This is a genomic window from Shewanella xiamenensis, from assembly GCF_024971755.1.
Taxonomy (GTDB): domain Bacteria; phylum Pseudomonadota; class Gammaproteobacteria; order Enterobacterales; family Shewanellaceae; genus Shewanella; species Shewanella xiamenensis.
In genome coordinates this window covers 4,589,828-4,605,569 of the sequence record NZ_CP079718.1, presented here as the reverse complement: position 1 = coordinate 4,605,569, position 15,742 = coordinate 4,589,828, and the positions used below count along the sequence as shown (strand labels likewise).

The following is a 15,742-nucleotide window of genomic DNA, read 5'->3' as shown; positions in this document are numbered from 1 at the left end:
ATAGTTTTTTTATCGCTTAGTGCGGCTGATATCACGGGTTTTATTTGAATAAGGTCAATAAGTGTTTTGCATTATGATACAAATGTAATTTAAATTATGCCGATATTATTTTTACTTTTAATTAGACTTAAATATCCCTTAACGCATGACATTTTATGATCTAAGCCAATTTACCGATTTTTCAATATTTGGCAAATACTATAAGTTGCGTGCAGTTTTCTGGTAGATTGTGATAAATGCCACTCAGTTTGGTGGTAATCGTTGTTTAAGCTGGCGGTCTCGGAGTGAGTAACTGCTGCGGAGTGAGTGACAGCAGGATTAAGTTCAAAGGAGGTGAAGTATGCCGTGTCGACTTACACGATTATTTGGGATTGAATTTCCGATTATTCAAGCGCCTATGGCTGGAGTGCAAGGCAGTACGCTTGCTATCGCCGTGTCTGAGGCGGGTGGTTTAGGTTCATTACCTTGCGCCATGTTATCCCTCGAGGCGCTTGAAGCTGAGTTAACTGAAATTCGAGCTAACACGACTAAACCTATCAATGTGAACTTCTTTTGCCATAGCGAGCCTCTGCCACAGGCGGCCAAGCAAGCAGCTTGGCTCGAACAGTTAGCCCCCTATTTTTCGGAATTTAATCTCGACTCAAGTGTGCAGCCTGCTGGCGCCCAGCGTACACCCTACAGCAAGTCACAGGCCGAGGTGTTAGCCAAATTTAAGCCCGAGGTGGTGAGTTTTCACTTTGGTTTGCCCGATGAAGAATTGCTGCTGGAAATCAAATCATGGGGCTCGAAAGTTATCTCTACGGCGACAACCGTCGAGGAAGCACTCTGGCTTGAGGCCCACGGCGCCGATGCGATTATTGCCCAAGGCCTTGAGGCGGGTGGGCACCGAGGGCACTTTTTATCCGAGGATTTAACCGAGCAGCTCGGCACTTTTAGTCTATTACCGCAGGTGATTGCGGCGGTGGATATTCCGGTGATTGCCGCAGGTGGCATTGTCGATGTAGCCACAGTGCGCGCAGCCATGACGATGGGCGCTTCGGCCGTGCAAGTGGGGACGGTCTATTTGCTCTGCCCTGAGTGCAATACCAGTGCAATCCATCGTGAGGTGCTGCAAAGCGATGCCGCGCAGCATACAGCGCTGACTAATTTATTTTCTGGTCGACCTGCGCGCGGCATAGTAAACCGCTTTATGGCTGAAATGGGGCCGATGAATGAGGCTGTACCGGATTTCCCCTTGGCATCCTCAGCGGTTGCAGGCTTAAGGACGGCGGCGGAGCGACAAGGATGTGGCGATTTTAGCCCGCTGTGGTGCGGGCAAAATGCCAGAGGTTGCCGAACGATTCCCGCAGCCGAGCTGACACGGCAATTGGCTTTAGGCTTTGGGTTTAATATCCAATAAATAGTTACAGGTGCAAAGCCTGCATCTACTGTTTACTTCCAAGGCTCAAGGCCGCGCCATAAGGATTTTCAGCCATTCGGCCTTCGAGATATTTGAATACCTTTGGGGATGCAAGCACCACTGATACACTACTCACGCTTTTGTTAAATGTCGTTGCCCATGGAAAGCACTGCGCAATAAACTGGCTAACAAAATGGGGAAGACCCAAAGGCTGGTTGTTGCTTGGCACTCTGCCGAGTTTTCCACCTTGTTGTTGGATTCTATTGTGGGAGTATGTGGATGGCACAGATTATCAGTAATGCTGCGGTGGGTCGTACCCTATTGATTTTATTGCTGTGTGCTGGTGTTTTCTTTTTTATCGATTTTTTAGTTCCCGCCTTGGCCGCCCTGATCGTCTGCTTCTCCAGTTGGCCGCTGTATCAAAAATTATTGGTTAAATGCGGTGGTCGCTCGGCGCTGTCTGCCACTATCGCGTTAGTTTTGATTATTGTCGGGCTAATTACACCGCTGATATTTGTTTTTTCCTATGCTTTACAAGAGATTAGGATATGGGCTGAATGGTTGGTGTATGCTAACCAGCATGGCGCGCCCGTTCCCCTTTGGATTAAGGATTTACCTTGGGTTGGTGCGTGGTTTACCCAGCAATGGCAACAGTTTATCGGTGAACCCCATGAACTGGGCAAGATAGTCAGTGCAATTAGCGGACAAAATTTGACAGGCATTTCCCGTTGGGTGCTGCAATTGGGCTGGAATACTTTAGGCTTGCTGCTGACCTTGTTGTTTATGCTGATCACCTTGTTTTTCTTATATAAAGATGGCGCGTCGGTGGCGAAGCAGATTGATATTGTCGGTGAGCGTATTCTACCCGCCCGCTGGTATCGCTTTTCCCGTGTGGTGCCCGCGACGGTAAGTTCAACCGTTATCGGCATGACGCTTATCGCCATCGGTGAAGGCATAGTGCTGGGGATTGCCTACTGGATTGCTGGCGTGCCTTCGGCTGTGGCCTTTGGGGTGTTGACTGCTTTTATGGCCTTAGTGCCCGGCGGCGCGCCAACCATGTTTACCCTGATCTCACTTTATTTAGTCGGCACTGGCGATATGACCGCTGGGGTAGGGTTATTCCTCTGGGGCAGTATCGAGCTGTTTATCGTCGATAAAACCCTGCGCCCTAATCTGGTTGGTGGGCCTATTAAGCTGCCTTTCTTACCGACTTTTTTCGGCTTGATTGGTGGAGTGAAAACCATGGGCTTTGTGGGTCTGTTTGTCGGCCCCGTGTTGATGGCGCTGTTAGTCGCTATCTGGCGCGAATGGTTAAGGGATGATCCTGATAGTTCGGTTGTAACTGAATCCCTTGAATCACCGCAGGAACACGGTCATTCAAATTAAGGATGAGTGAGTGCTTGTTTGCGCTCCTCGGTATAAAACCACCAAGGTTGAGGATCGTCGCCCGCCATAAAGCGGGTAATCGAAATAAACACATCGAGCATACAGGGATCGTGTCTTTGCCCCGTTTTGTCACACAGGGTTTGATACATTTCATAGGGATTTCTCCCAAGCAATTGCATTGGCGTCTCTATGCCGAGCAGACGTAGATCCGCCGCGCTCGCTTTACCAATATTCGGTAAATCCGTTAATTGTTTTACTTGGGTTCTGACAACCTTTGCTGGATTCATTCTTTATCCCTAACCAACTGAAATATTACATCTTTAAGTATAGATTGTTACGGTTTTTTGCTCGTTATCCGGCATGATCTTGAGAGCTGAAGGTGAGCTTATATATAAAATCTAGGCTAGTTTGCCGCCTTTCCCTTCCCTGGTAAAGGCGGCAAAAGTTTAGAGCTTACTGATGTCGACGTTCAAGCTGTCTAAGTGTTTTAGAATTTCAGGATTCACATTGGTGTCGACACGCCCACCTAAATGCTCAGCAAAAAACTGTTCGGTGGCGACAATCGAGGCTAGCTTGTTGGCACGTTTACTAAAGCCATGTCCTTCGTCTTTTGCCAGTACGTACTTAACGGGTAAAGACTTTTGATACATCTTCTTGGCGATATTATCCGACTCAATTTGCGTGACGCGTGGATCGTTTGCCCCTTGGATCAGCATCAATGGCGCCTTGATATTATCGACATAGTTAATTGGTGAGCGATTTTCCATATCTTGCTTCTGCTCGGCAATTTGCGGGTCGCCAACCGACTCAAACCATTGGCCTAAATAGGGACGCCAGTAGTCGGGGAAGGAATTCATCAGTGTCACTAGGCTCGATGGCCCTACATAGGCGATCACAGCATGGTACAAGTCAGGTGTAAAGGTCGCGCCAGACAGCGCCGCATAACCACCGTAGGAGGCGCCGAAGATCCCTAAACGTTGTTTATCGGCAATACCTTGTTCGACTAAGTAATTGGCACCATCGGTGAGATCGTGCTGCATGCTGCCAATGCCCCAGTTACGGTTGCCTAGGTTTAAGAATTTCTTACCGAAACCCGTCGAGGCGCGGAAGTTAGGTTGCAACACGGCATAACCACGGTTGGCATAGAACTGGGCAATCGCGTGGAAATAACCCGAGTCGAGTGTCCAAAAATTCCGTGCCCAAGGGCCGCCATGGGGCAGGATAATGGTCGGTAGCTGAGTCTGTTTACCTTTCGGTAGCGTTAAATAAGCCTGGATTTTCACCCCATCCCGCGCGGTATACACGATAGATTGGCGTGGCGAGAGTTGCTCCGCAGGAATGCTGGCCGGAATGTCGACTAACAGATGGATATCCCCAGTGGCGGCATTGTATTGATAGTCCGCGCCTGCGGCTCTGTCGCTGGCGACATGAATTTGCCACAGATGGGTTTTCTCGTTCATCTCGCCAATTGTGATTTCAACATCTTGATTAAAATGACGATTTATCACATCCCAGTGGCGGGCAAACTCGGCATCTAAGGGATAAACCCGTAAACGTCCACCGTAGTAACCAACCGCTAAGGGCTCACCCGCATCGCTAAACTGTACCCCAAATACGTCGGCCTCGTTGTCGGGATCCCTGTGAATGGTTTCATATTTACCCGTCATCAGATCGACTTTCAGCAATTCTTGCTTATCGCGATCGCCGATATTGGCGCTGATATAGGCGAGCTTCTTATCATCGTTCACTTTAAGAATATCGATGCTCTCGCCCTTGGCACTTTGAATGATCTTGCGCCACTTACCGTCGATCAGCACATACAAGGCATTGGTGTTATCGAGATTACTGCTGCTGGCAATCACAGGTTGACCCTGCTTGTTAAACTTCACCTGAGTAAAGCTCTGCTCGTTCTTCAAGATAGGGGTTAACTTGCCGTCGTTGATATTGAGCAGATAAATATCCATGCGGCTCGAATCGTCGTGGTTGGCTTGAACAACCAACAAATCGGGATTGTCTTTTACCTGCTCGAGCACGCTATATTGCACATCGTCCTTATGTATTAAGCGCTGCTCTTTGGCGGTGATCTTGCCGGCTTTTTCCTCAAAACTCAGCTTATAAATTTGCGTATTTTCGTTACCGCCTTTGTCCTTCATAAAGAATAAGTCATTACCCTTGGCGGACCATTCGAAGGCGCGGATGGGTTCTACCGATTTGGTCAGTGGTGTGGCACTGGCAAGGTCGGCCTTATCGGCCATCAGGAAGATATTGCTGGCTCCTTGGTACTCCTTCACAAAGGCAAGCCACTTGCCATCGTCGGACATTTTTAGATGGCGAATGCTTTGCTGATTGAAGAAGTTTTCGATAGGAATGAGCGGCGCCTCGGTTTGCTGTGTCGCGGCAACTTGAGGTTGCTCGTTGCGAACATCCGCCGTAGTGCAACCCGTCAGCAGCAGTGCGGCGGCAATGGCAGCACTGCATAACTGACTCGTAAAAGGAAATTTTTGCATTGTCGTAACCTTAGTTTAGGAAAATTGACATTATGCTAATACGAAAATTAATTATCGTAAAACAATAAAATTATATTTCTTTGTAATATTTTTTGTCGAAGGATTATACTGGTGTTCGTTCGCTATGAACGGCTTGGGATGATGTTTGGGTGAGTGGATGAATCAAAATTTTAAAAAATTAATAAAAATCAGTGGCTTTTGTCGCTGGCTGGTGCTCTTGTCTGCTGTGGCGATTATCGCCCATCTGCTTTATAGCTATTGGGCCTATGATGAAATCCGCTTCAATACCAGTAATTCCCAGTTCCTCGAACTGTGGAACTTGCCGAACGCTAACCGAAACCTGTTGCTCGTCATGCTAACCCCATTATTTATCTCATTTTTAGTCGGTGTTTATTGGCTACAACGGCTCTTATCCTGCTATCAACGGGGGTTATTTTTCAGTGATGAGAGTATGAAATGTTACTTGTGGCTCGTATGGCTGAAAGCAGCCGCTTTAGTGTTTGAAATGCTACAAAACTTAGGCATAGGCTATTATCATCAGTCATTTTTTGAGGATGGTCGCATCGAATTAGTGCTTGATTTTGGCAATATCACCACGATTTTATTGATGTTGCTTATCGTGTATTTGCTTAAAGCCGCCCGCGATTATGAGGCGGAAAACAAAGAGTTTGTGTGATCTTGAATATTATCGTTAATTTAGACGTCATGATGGCGATGCGAAAGGTTAGTTCTAAAGAGCTTGCCAAGGCAGTAGGCATTACCGAGGCGAACTTGTCCTTGCTTAAGCGGGGCAAAGTCAAAGGGGTGCGTTTTGATACCTTGGCGAGTATCTGTGAATACTTAGCCTGTCAGCCGGGGGATATTTTGGAATACCGAAAGGATGCTGAGCAAGACACGTCGGACTAAGGGAAGATGCCTAGGCTGCATGCTGTGCAGCCTAGGTTTGCGGTTTTACGCTTTTACTAACTGAGTTAAATCCGCTGGGCGATAGTACACCGACTTTAATACCTTGCCTTGGCGCACGACTTTACCGGCCATTTCTACATCTTTAGCGCATTTGGCGATGATAAATTCGCCCTTTTTACTGCCGACGATGTCAACGCCTTGCTCGGCATAAAAAGCAATGGTTTCGGCTAGCTCTTGCTCGTTGCGGCACACTTTGCTCATATTGCTCGAATGGACTTCGTCCCAGCAGGCGATAAAGTCAATTTCACGGTTTTTGGCGACACACAGCAGCAAGTCGATAAGGTAGCTGATTTCTAATTTGTCATGCATGTGATCGGCGCCTAAGTGCACTAAACGCCCCATCAACACATACACTGAATCGACAATGGCATCGGCTTGTTCGATACGGCTATCGGCTTCGGCAAGTTCAGTTAACTCTTCAATAATCAGCGAAGTATGTAAGGTGTCAGCCTTATCATCCAATGAGCTGGCATCGTTGACTGCGAGGTCGAAGGTACTGCGAAACTCACTGATATCACGATACAAGTGGTCATAAATAGGTTGAGTTAAACAGCTGAGTTTCATCGGAGTGCCTTAGATTTTATCAATAGGTTTTACAAATAGATTGGTGAAATCGATTTATGGATAACTGCGGCAATTCTAAAGAAAGGTGGCGCAGAATACAAAGTGTGCTGGCCTTGAAGTAAAAAATACCCGCTGCCAAATCGGGGAGCAGCGGGTTTCGGCAAAGATTAGGGTGGACACCGAATGGAGATTTGATTAACAGGCACGGACTAAGTCACTAAAGACCTCGTCATTGACCGCTGGGTTAACGGCTTATTGCGCGTATTTGGCGATCAGCTTATCCAAATAAGGGGCAACCTCTTTGTCAGACCAATCTAAATAGCCACGAACAAACCCAACAAGATTACCTTTTGCATCAAATAAATAAGTCGCAGGAACCACATTGGCAGGAATGATCTGCTCGATATTTTTGTTGGGGTCGAGCCAAGTGCTGTATTGATTAAAACCATGCTGATTAAGAAACGGGCGTACTTCTTTTATCTCTTCATCAATTGAAATTGGCACAATAGCGATTTTTTTATCGGCAAATTGCTGTTGTAGTTTTTGCAGCTCGGGGATTTCCCTTAAACAAGGGACACACCAGGTTGCCCAGAGGTTTACTAGCGTAAGCTTACCTTGATGTTGTTTGAGGCTTTGTGCTTGTCCTGCTTCATCCATAAAAGGCACTTCGGGTATCCCGCGGGCATGTTGCATCTCAATAAAACCCGTCATGACTCGTGGTTTTGGAATTGCTTCGCCAGTGTCATAGAGTTTGTTTTGCAGAGAATGGGCCTGCACGACGCAGCTCAGCAGCAATGAAGTGCAAAGGAGGGTGAGCTTGGCTGTGGATGATTTCATGGGGTTATCCTTATATTCAAACTGAGCGAGTCGCGTTGTTAGCGGAAGGTGACTTGCGTTTTATCAGGGTAAGACCTAAGCCTAACCCTATGATTAATAACGCCAGTGGGCCTAGCCAAAGCGCCAGTGTTGAGGGTTTTAATTCCGGCTGATAACGGATTTTTTCACCGTAGCGCTGCACCATAAAATCGAGGATCTCATCCCGTTTATAGCCTTGTTCAAGCAGCGAAAAAATTTGCCCTTTGAGCTCATGGGCGATAGGTGCCTGCGACTCGAATAAGGTTTGGTTGGTCGCCATCGGGCAGCGCAGTACTTTGCTGATCGCTATTGCCTGTTGCTGATAGGATGTGCCCATATCCGAGCTTTCCTGTGCTGTAGCGAGAAAGGTTGTCCCGCCAAAACAGAGGATGAGTGACAACAACCAAAACAATAAACTCAAATAGGGGGAGCGAAATAATGGATTCATGGGGTTACAGTCTCCCTAGCTGAGGGGTACCTGCTGCCCTCAGTGCTTCTGTGTGTTCAACATGGCGAACTTGTCTGACGGGCCACGCTGCGATTGCTCCTGCGAGCATCATCAACATGGCGCCTAGCCAAATCCAAGTCGCTAATGGTTTATAGCTAATGCGGATCAGGTACTCAGTGTCGCTCAGTTGCAGTCCCATTGAGACGTAAATATCGCGCCAAAAACCGTGGTCGATGCCCGCGTGGGACATCTCCATACCATTGCTTTTAAAGGTTTGTCTTTGTGGTTGGATATAGCCCAGTACTCGATCGTCCTGCTTGGCATCGCGTACACTGATATTGGCCTGAATAGCAGTAAAACTTTGGCTCTCAACTTGCTCGGTACTCTCATACACCAGCACATAATCCGCTAACGGTTTACCTTGGCCTGGCCCCATTCGTAGCAGGGCTTCCTGCTCGAAAAAAGACACCGATGTTGCGCCGATAATCGTCACTACAACCCCGAAGTGTCCGAGCATCATGGCGACCCTTGCGCGCTTTGATGCTGACGGCTGGATTGGTCGTGCTGTGGATAAGTGTTCTGGAGCGCCGCGTGGTGGCTTGAGTATCATCTTTAGACTCAAACCAAGGCATAACAATAAAAATAACGCGCTGGCACTGCCAAGAACGAGGAATAATGCGCCATCGCCTTTAGTTTGATAACCCAGCACTGTTGCAATAATGGCAATGGCTACAGTGGGGACAGCCAATACCTTGAGTGGTTTGTGGGTGGATTGTCCCCAATTGAGTAGCGGGGCGAGGCCCATTAAGACGACAGCGATAAAGGTCAATGGGACAAAAATCGCATTAAAATAAGGTGCGCCCACCGACAAAGTACCTAGGTTTAACAGCTCATATATCAGGGGATAAAAGGTGCCAAGTAGTACGGAAAAAGCCGCGACTACCAGCACGATCACCCCAAGCAGTAATAAGGCCTCTTTGCTTAATAGAGCATGGGTGACTTCTCGTCTCAGTGCGGAGGCTTTTATCGCAAAAATAAATAGGGCCGCACCAACAAAAAGCACTAATAAACATAGGATTGACATACCTCTGGTTGGGTCAGCAGCAAAGGCATGTACCGATTGCACGATACCGGAACGCACCAAAAAGCTGCCTAACAAACTGAGGGAGAATGCTAATAAACATAAAAACAGTGTGGTAAGGGTAAAGCCCTGTGTTTTTCGGGTGAGCACTAAAGAATGCACCAGCGCTGTAGCAACCAGCCAAGGAATAAATGACGCGTTTTCAACGGGATCCCAAAACCACCAACCGCCCCAGCCCAGTTCGTTATAAGCCCACCAAGAACCAAAGGCATTGCCCCCTGTGAGGAAAATCCACGCCAATAGCACCCAAGGGCGCATGTATTCGAGGTGGCGAGTCGGTAACTTTCCTCCCAGTAACGATGCTAGCGCTGCGGCAAAGCAAACCGTTAGCCCGACATAACCCAAAAACAGCATAGGTGGATGCAGTATTAAGCCTATGTCCTGCAATATGGGGTTAAGGTCGCGCCCTTCGACTGGAATATTTGGTAGCAAGCGGGCAAAGGGATTGGAGGTGAAGAGTAAAAACAAATTAAAGCCGAGGATCACTAAGGCCAAAATTGCGAGGACTTGACCAAAGTAAGCCTTATCAGCCTGTAAACTGGCACTATCGAGATTAACCTTATTCGTTGCTTGGCGCCAATTGATCACTGCGCCCCACAGGGCAATGGCGAATACCCAAAATAACATTGAGCCTTCATGGCTGCCCCACACGGCCGCAATTTTATAGCCCAGAGCGAGTTGACTATTAGAATGGTTGGCAACATAGGCGACTGAAAAATCATCGCTAATAAAGCTAAATATTAAGCTACACAGTGCGGCAAATAAGGTAATAAATAGTGCGTAAAATAATTTATTGCCAAAGTGGATTAGGTAAAAATTATTCCGGTAACTACCAATTAAATGATTCGTTGCCGACAATAATGCAAAAACAGTACTCATGATTAGCAATATGTGCCCTATTTCTGGAATCATATTTATCATTGATATTTCCTGCATGGCATTAGTTATCGATTTACATTAATACTGAAATTAATGGAGGTTATTTTTTTAGCGGTTAATCGGTACAGACTTATTTGTTTTTATCTAGGTAAGTTAGATGTGAAGTCTTTACCCATTCCACGATTGGCTTGCAGGGTAACTGAGTTTTAACGGAAGGAATGTGATCTGTCTCGGTATTAAAATCGTCATTTGTGGCTTTGGTTATTTTTGAAAATTCAAAGCTGTTTTTAGGTTTTTTTAGATCTAAAAAAACAGATTTAAAATCTAAAAAATCACTAATAAAATTTTATCAAATTTATGATTTGTATGTATTTTTTGATTTTTATCTCTATTGATTTCTGAATCAAAATTTAATGTGCTCTAGCGCAGATTTTTTGCTTTTTCTCTCATTCATTATGCCGTCACTGGTCAATTGTTTATGTCGTTCAGTGAACAGTTAGGTTCAGTGGAAAATATAAAACTAATGATAAATTAGGAGTGAATGATGAAGCGATGGAAAACCAAAACAGCCTTAGGCGTGCTGTTTTGTTTAGGTTCTGCCGTAAGCGCTACCACAATCGCATCCGATGCTAAATCGGATGGTAAAGTGGTCCCTGGTGTGGGTAATAAACAACAAACTCACTATACTCAAGATATCTTGGCTAACCCCAATTTAAATGAAAATTTAATGGAGAAATCCCGTGGTGTTAAAACACTGCAGGATTATATTGTTCAAGAGCAAGAATTGTTTGATTTTCTATTTGAAAATCACCCAGTTTTTAAATATGACGCAGAAGGTCGTTTAAAAGGCACTTATAAAGTCAGTGATCGTGGTGAAGAATATTTACACGGTGGTGACAGTGTTGCTTACAGTAAACACAGTAAAGAAGTGAACTCAACCGATGGCACCGCTGTACGTTATAGTTCTTATAATGATGGTCAGCGTCCAAAAGCACTGCAATACCGTTTAGGGGCAAAATCGATTTTAGATTTCCCGAACAAGTTTGTGGGCCCAGAAAAATGCGGTGAGTGTCATGGCCCGCAATACGAAAAATGGAGACGTTCACGTCACTCTAAGACGATTCGCTTCCCTGGCGAACATCCAGAAGTCGATAACGACCTGAAAAAAACCATGTATACCACCAAAGATACCACGATTCTGCCATCGGGTATTACGCCAGACGCTATCTACGCGACTGTGGGTACGCCACGTACTAAATATGGTTTTATCGACGCCTACCTAGTGCGCGGTACTTACCATGTGAAAGACGGTCTGTTGAAAGATGGCACTGGTACTATGGTCGCTGGTGGTAACCAATTCTCCCGCGGTTGGGCTGAGTGGTTAACTCCTGAAATGGCTGCAAAAATTAACAAAGCTATTCCAAGTTTCCCCGTCAAAATGGAAGATTTTGGTACCAGCGGTTCACACCAATGGGGCATGAGTTCATACGGTGCTAAGTATGAGAAGGAATTCCTATTCCAACCTGCTAGCTCCTATTGCGAAATGTGCCATAGCTTCAAGTTTGACTTCCAAACGAAAGATGAATTCTTCGCTGCTTTAGGTAACCCGAAAGAGCTGCAAAAACACACGATTTCTAAAGGGATTACCTGTGAAGAGTGTCATGGCGCAGGCGGCCACTTAGACGGCGGTATTGGTGGCGGTATGCCATCTAACTGTGAACGTTGTCACCAACGCTTCAACTTTGTTGAAGAGTTAGCTGAAACGCCACAGGGTAAAGAGAAGCTGGAATATGCCTTCAACGTGAAGATGAAATCTTCTTGCCCATCTTGCGGTACTGAAGGTTCACAAATGTTTGCCTCTGCTCACTATGACAAAGGTATGCGTTGTTCAACCTGTCACGATCCTCACGAAGTGACCGATGGTGATTGGAAGTCAGGCATTACTAAACCAAAAATCATCAAAGAGTGTACTGAGTGTCATACGGCTCAAGCCGAGATTGCTAAGAACACTAACACCCACAGCAACCAAACTTGCCAAAGCTGTCACATGCCAAACATGGGAAGCTGTGAAAACTTCACTGCGATCCAATTCCCAGATATGGCGGGCTTCGACAACGTTCGTAAGTCACACATGTGGAAGATTGATGTCGATCCACTGCGTAAGACCCTTAACCCACCAGAAGGTAAGTCTCGCGATGCGACGACCAAAGGTTGGACTGTGGCGAAAGATGAAAACGGCTACAACTACCTCGACTTGATGTGGACCTGTGCTCGTACTTCGGCTTCAGACCACGATGTAGTGGAAAACAAAGGTTGTCACAGCCAGTTCCAATCTGAACTTGAAGTGGGTCTGCACTTTGAAGACCAGATGGAAATTTACGGCGAAGTTCAAAAGTGGCAAAAACCAGTTAAAGAAACTTTTGCCCAAGTAGAGCAAGCCCTTGCCCGTATCGATAAGCTGTTAGAAGTCACCAAGCTGTCGGTAGAAGACAAGACTCAAGTGCTGATGTTGACCGACAAAGCCCAAGATGTTGTTCGCCTGATCAAGGCTGACGGCTCATGGGGTGCGCACGGCCCAACTTACTCACTGAAACGTCTCGATGCAGCCTTAACCTATGTCACTCAAGCCCAAGCCATTATCGATGGTAAAGGTCTGAGCGCACAGAAAATCTAGTTCGACTCGAGTCTAACTTGTCCCCGGCACATCCGTGCCGGGGAATATACGAGGCCAAATAATGAATAACGTGATCCGACAAAGCCTGATAGGCGGCTTAATGGCACTGAGCTTGGGTGGCATCAGCCTTCCAGCCATTGCAGGGGGCGGTTCTGATATTTCTGAAGCACCCTATAACGAAATTCAGTTGAATCCTATTTCCATGCGGGAAGCAGAGACCTTAGTCGGTAAGCAAGGGGTTTATTTTTTCGACGTAAACACGCTGGAAATCTGGGCGGAAGGTTTTATCCCCGGGGCGGTTTTTTTCAATGTTCAAAATTGGAGAGAGTTACTTCCAAAGAATAAAGATGCGGTGATGGTGTTTTATTGCGCTAACCGCCTTTGTACCGCCAGCAACATGGCTGCACGGGAAACCATGAAGCTAGGTTATACCGGTGTACGCCATATGGCCGATGGCATTTTCGGTTGGCGCATGTCTGGAAGAGCAACAGAAAAACCCTAGTAATCAAATAAATATATTAATCGGTTATGGGCAATGTCCATACGTTTTCGGCTAACGCACCAAGCCCCAGGGCTAAATTGTAGAGAACATAAAATGAAAACATCTATGCCAACGTCTTTTATCCCAAAAACCATCACAGTGGCGACCTGCGCCGCACTGTTTGTGTCTATGGCGAGCTTTGCCGCCCCAAGCCTTAAAACCGATGCAGATAAAGCGTCTTACAGTATCGGTGCCTCTGTCGGTAACTATATTTCTGGCCAGGTTTATAACCAAGTGGAACTGGGCGCAGAAGTGAATGTGGACTTAGTGGTTCAAGGTTTTGTGGACGCGCTGAAAAAACAACAGCAATTAACCGATGAAGAAGTGGTGACGTATCTCAATCAACGCGCCGAAGAATTAAATCAAGTGAGAAAAGCCAACGCTGAAAAATTAGCTGCTGAAAATACCAAGGCGGGTGAAGCCTTTCTTGCTGAAAACAAAAAGAAAGCTGGCGTGATTGTGACCGAATCCGGCCTGCAATATGAAGTGTTAACCCAAGGAACCGGTAACAAACCTAATCCTGAGGACGTGGTCACCGTTGAATACGTTGGCAAGCTTATCGATGGTACTGAATTTGAAAATACCGTTGGCCGCAAAGACCCTACGCGTTTTGCCTTAATGACGGTAATCCCTGGTTGGGAAGAAGGCTTAAAACTGATGCCTATGGGCTCTAAATACCGCTTTGTTATCCCAGCAAACTTAGCCTATGGCAATGAATTTGTGGGTGAAATTCCACCGCAATCTACCTTGATCTTTGAAATCGAACTGAAAAATATCGAAAAGCCAAGTGAGAAAAAAGAAGCCCGCATGATGGGCATGATGCCTGCCCACTAAGAGCAAACATCGGGGACTGAGCGTTCGGTTTTGTTCGCTCAGTCATAAGCTTGGAGCGGCAAGCAAAGAGGTTAGATATGGCAAGTTTAGGGTTCACTATCGCACTCCTATTAAGCGGGTTTGTTGCTTGGATATTTTGGCAACACGCACGCTTAAATCAACAGCAAACCGTTGCGGGGCTGCCTTTAGTCTCCCCTGGGTTGCCAGTGCTGTGCAGTGGTGTATTGCTTGCTATGACGCTCGCTATCTACAGCCAAACGGGGCGTTATCAGGATTGGGATAAGGGCATAGTCAATGAACATATTGACTACTTAGTGGCAGCCGATATCACCAAAGCCGTTCGCCTGGTGGACGATCAACCACAAAACCCGCTGGCATTGATGTCACTTGCCCAGGCCTATAGCGCGGGTGGTTTATATAGCGATGCGGTGCAGACCTTGGACAAGTTGCTTGCGTTGGTGGGAGAGGATGCCGAGGTGCTCGGTGCTAAAGCGAATGCACTCTATTACCGCGATGGTCGCCAAATGACGCCGCAAACCCAAGCGCTGATTGCACAGATCTTGGCGTTTGCGCCCTTTGAGCCGCAGACCCGCATGTTACAGGCCACCGATGCGTATCTTCATGGGCGTTACCAAGAGGCGATAGACCATTGGCAGACACTACTGTCACAGCCAACGGCAGAGATTAATCGTGAGGCCATTTTAAACGCCATTGGCAAGGCCCAAAGCAAATTGAATGAAAGTGGATATTAATCAAGTCGCTAGCCATTTTCAGGCATGTAGGAACGATAACGATATAAATAAAAACGTCGGTATAAAACCGATAGATGGAGGATGTTGTGAGTGAAAATATAGAGAGACGGAGGTTCCTTAAAAGCGCTGGCATGTGCTCTTTGATGTTAACACCTTTAGCGGGTTGTTCGGTCAAAGAAGATGCTGACAGCGCCCATAAGTCCCATTACGTCATGGTGTTTGACCAAAATAAATGTGTCGGTTGTGGTGATTGTAAAACCGCCTGTAACCAAGCAAACAACTTACCCGCGGGTGTTTCTCGGGTGATCCTTGAGCAGCAAAGTGGTCGTGTTGAAGGTCAAGCTTGCCCTCACTGCGGCAAGATGAGTTGCGACTGTGAGCGTAAGTTTGTGCGAGTTTCCTGCCAGCAGTGTAAAAACGCCCCCTGTGTCACGGTTTGTCCAACGGGCGCGGCGCACCGCGACGCGAAAACGGGCATCGTGACTATGGATGCGAGCAAATGTGCGGGTTGTAAGTACTGTATTGGTGCTTGCCCTTACAACGCTCGTTACATCAACAAAGAGACGGATGTGGCGGATAACTGTGACTTCTGTTTGCATAGCAAGCTGTCTAAGGGCGAGTTACCCGCCTGCGTGCAGAGTTGTAAGTACGACGCGCTGATCTTTGGTGATGCCAATGATCCTCAGTCCTATGTGAGTAAGTTATTAGCGGTAAAAGACTCAGTGCGGATTAAGCCGCAGTTTGGTACTGAGCCGAGCTTACGTTACATACCAATCGTCAAACTGGGAGTGTAAAT

At 46.7% G+C, this 15,742-nt stretch carries 15 protein-coding genes; 9 read left to right on the top strand and 6 right to left on the bottom strand.

The features are described 5' to 3' along the window. Nucleotides 1-340 precede the first annotated feature (340 nt). Nucleotides 341-1,399, top strand: a complete 1,059-nt coding sequence (locus KXJ80_RS21320; protein ID WP_218737542.1) for an NAD(P)H-dependent flavin oxidoreductase — start codon at nt 341-343, stop codon at nt 1,397-1,399. A 279-nt stretch (nt 1,400-1,678) separates the two neighbouring features. Beyond that, the gene (locus KXJ80_RS21315; RefSeq protein ID WP_055648687.1) at nt 1,679-2,785 is read left to right on the top strand and encodes an AI-2E family transporter; all 1,107 of its coding nucleotides are present in this window, start codon (nt 1,679-1,681) and stop codon (nt 2,783-2,785) included. On the opposite strand, the gene KXJ80_RS21310 is transcribed toward KXJ80_RS21315, so the two are convergent. Together KXJ80_RS21310 and KXJ80_RS21305 are read right to left on the bottom strand one after the other, a co-directional pair. Further along, nucleotides 2,782-3,072 (bottom strand): helix-hairpin-helix domain-containing protein, encoded by a 291-nt coding sequence (locus KXJ80_RS21310; RefSeq protein ID WP_218737541.1) that lies wholly within the window; start codon nt 3,070-3,072, stop codon nt 2,782-2,784. The genes KXJ80_RS21315 and KXJ80_RS21310 overlap by 4 nt on opposite strands. Before the next feature lie 159 nt (nt 3,073-3,231). Next, entirely contained in the window at nt 3,232-5,292 is a 2,061-nt protein-coding gene (locus KXJ80_RS21305) for a prolyl oligopeptidase family serine peptidase (protein ID WP_218737540.1), read from the bottom strand. A gap of 157 nt (nt 5,293-5,449) precedes the next feature. On the opposite strand from KXJ80_RS21305, the gene KXJ80_RS21300 reads away from it, so the two are divergent. Both KXJ80_RS21300 and KXJ80_RS21295 read left to right on the top strand, forming a co-directional pair. After that, nucleotides 5,450-5,968, top strand: a complete 519-nt coding sequence (locus tag KXJ80_RS21300) for a DUF2975 domain-containing protein (RefSeq protein ID WP_172589202.1) — start codon at nt 5,450-5,452, stop codon at nt 5,966-5,968. A 2-nt stretch (nt 5,969-5,970) separates the two neighbouring features. After that, complete coding sequence (locus tag KXJ80_RS21295; RefSeq protein WP_039978987.1) at nt 5,971-6,198, top strand: helix-turn-helix domain-containing protein; 228 nt, start codon at nt 5,971-5,973, stop codon at nt 6,196-6,198. Between the two features lie 45 nt (nt 6,199-6,243). Here the strand turns inward: KXJ80_RS21295 and KXJ80_RS21290 are convergent, their stop codons facing one another. The 4 genes from KXJ80_RS21290 to KXJ80_RS21275 form a co-directional block, all read right to left on the bottom strand. Next, entirely contained in the window at nt 6,244-6,822 is a 579-nt protein-coding gene (locus tag KXJ80_RS21290; protein ID WP_218737539.1) for a nucleoside triphosphate pyrophosphohydrolase family protein, read from the bottom strand. 252 nt (nt 6,823-7,074) lie between these two features. Next, nucleotides 7,075-7,659, bottom strand: coding sequence for a TlpA family protein disulfide reductase (locus KXJ80_RS21285; protein ID WP_037413878.1), 585 nt, complete (start codon nt 7,657-7,659; stop codon nt 7,075-7,077). 16 nt (nt 7,660-7,675) lie between these two features. Continuing rightward, the gene (locus tag KXJ80_RS21280; protein WP_037413880.1) at nt 7,676-8,125 is read right to left on the bottom strand and encodes a cytochrome c-type biogenesis protein; all 450 of its coding nucleotides are present in this window, start codon (nt 8,123-8,125) and stop codon (nt 7,676-7,678) included. A gap of 4 nt (nt 8,126-8,129) precedes the next feature. Beyond that, the gene (locus KXJ80_RS21275) at nt 8,130-10,187 is read right to left on the bottom strand and encodes a heme lyase CcmF/NrfE family subunit (protein WP_218737538.1); all 2,058 of its coding nucleotides are present in this window, start codon (nt 10,185-10,187) and stop codon (nt 8,130-8,132) included. A 502-nt stretch (nt 10,188-10,689) separates the two neighbouring features. Between KXJ80_RS21275 and sirA the strand changes: the two genes are divergently transcribed. The 5 genes from sirA (at nt 10,690) to KXJ80_RS21250 (ending at nt 15,740) form a co-directional block, all read left to right on the top strand. Beyond that, nucleotides 10,690-12,819 carry a dissimilatory sulfite reductase SirA gene (gene sirA / locus KXJ80_RS21270; protein WP_037413884.1) on the top strand — a complete coding sequence of 710 codons (2,130 nt, stop codon included), beginning with the start codon at nt 10,690-10,692 and terminating at the stop codon, nt 12,817-12,819. A gap of 61 nt (nt 12,820-12,880) precedes the next feature. Continuing rightward, the gene (locus KXJ80_RS21265) at nt 12,881-13,321 is read left to right on the top strand and encodes a rhodanese-like domain-containing protein (RefSeq protein ID WP_037413886.1); all 441 of its coding nucleotides are present in this window, start codon (nt 12,881-12,883) and stop codon (nt 13,319-13,321) included. 93 nt (nt 13,322-13,414) lie between these two features. Then, complete coding sequence (locus KXJ80_RS21260; RefSeq protein ID WP_037413888.1) at nt 13,415-14,194, top strand: FKBP-type peptidyl-prolyl cis-trans isomerase N-terminal domain-containing protein; 780 nt, start codon at nt 13,415-13,417, stop codon at nt 14,192-14,194. A gap of 77 nt (nt 14,195-14,271) precedes the next feature. Continuing rightward, complete coding sequence (locus KXJ80_RS21255; protein WP_218737537.1) at nt 14,272-14,946, top strand: tetratricopeptide repeat protein; 675 nt, start codon at nt 14,272-14,274, stop codon at nt 14,944-14,946. An 86-nt stretch (nt 14,947-15,032) separates the two neighbouring features. Further along, nucleotides 15,033-15,740 (top strand): 4Fe-4S dicluster domain-containing protein, encoded by a 708-nt coding sequence (locus KXJ80_RS21250; protein WP_037427340.1) that lies wholly within the window; start codon nt 15,033-15,035, stop codon nt 15,738-15,740. Nucleotides 15,741-15,742: the final 2 nt, after the last annotated feature.

Bases quoted from the DNA above. Each gene is read 5' to 3' on its own strand.
- KXJ80_RS21265 (WP_037413886.1), top strand. From the start codon at position 12,881: ATGAATAACGTGATCCGACAAAGCCTGATAGGCGGCTTAATGGCACTG.
- KXJ80_RS21300 (WP_172589202.1), top strand. From the start codon at position 5,450: ATGAATCAAAATTTTAAAAAATTAATAAAAATCAGTGGCTTTTGTCGC.
- KXJ80_RS21255 (WP_218737537.1), top strand. From the start codon at position 14,272: ATGGCAAGTTTAGGGTTCACTATCGCACTCCTATTAAGCGGGTTTGTT.
- KXJ80_RS21280 (WP_037413880.1), bottom strand. From the start codon at position 8,125: ATGAATCCATTATTTCGCTCCCCCTATTTGAGTTTATTGTTTTGGTTG.
- KXJ80_RS21320 (WP_218737542.1), top strand. From the start codon at position 341: ATGCCGTGTCGACTTACACGATTATTTGGGATTGAATTTCCGATTATT.
- KXJ80_RS21315 (WP_055648687.1), top strand. From the start codon at position 1,679: ATGGCACAGATTATCAGTAATGCTGCGGTGGGTCGTACCCTATTGATT.
- KXJ80_RS21305 (WP_218737540.1), bottom strand. From the start codon at position 5,292: ATGCAAAAATTTCCTTTTACGAGTCAGTTATGCAGTGCTGCCATTGCC.
- KXJ80_RS21285 (WP_037413878.1), bottom strand. From the start codon at position 7,659: ATGAAATCATCCACAGCCAAGCTCACCCTCCTTTGCACTTCATTGCTG.
- KXJ80_RS21310 (WP_218737541.1), bottom strand. From the start codon at position 3,072: ATGAATCCAGCAAAGGTTGTCAGAACCCAAGTAAAACAATTAACGGAT.
- KXJ80_RS21290 (WP_218737539.1), bottom strand. From the start codon at position 6,822: ATGAAACTCAGCTGTTTAACTCAACCTATTTATGACCACTTGTATCGT.
- sirA (WP_037413884.1), top strand. From the start codon at position 10,690: ATGAAGCGATGGAAAACCAAAACAGCCTTAGGCGTGCTGTTTTGTTTA.
- KXJ80_RS21275 (WP_218737538.1), bottom strand. From the start codon at position 10,187: ATGATAAATATGATTCCAGAAATAGGGCACATATTGCTAATCATGAGT.
- KXJ80_RS21260 (WP_037413888.1), top strand. From the start codon at position 13,415: ATGAAAACATCTATGCCAACGTCTTTTATCCCAAAAACCATCACAGTG.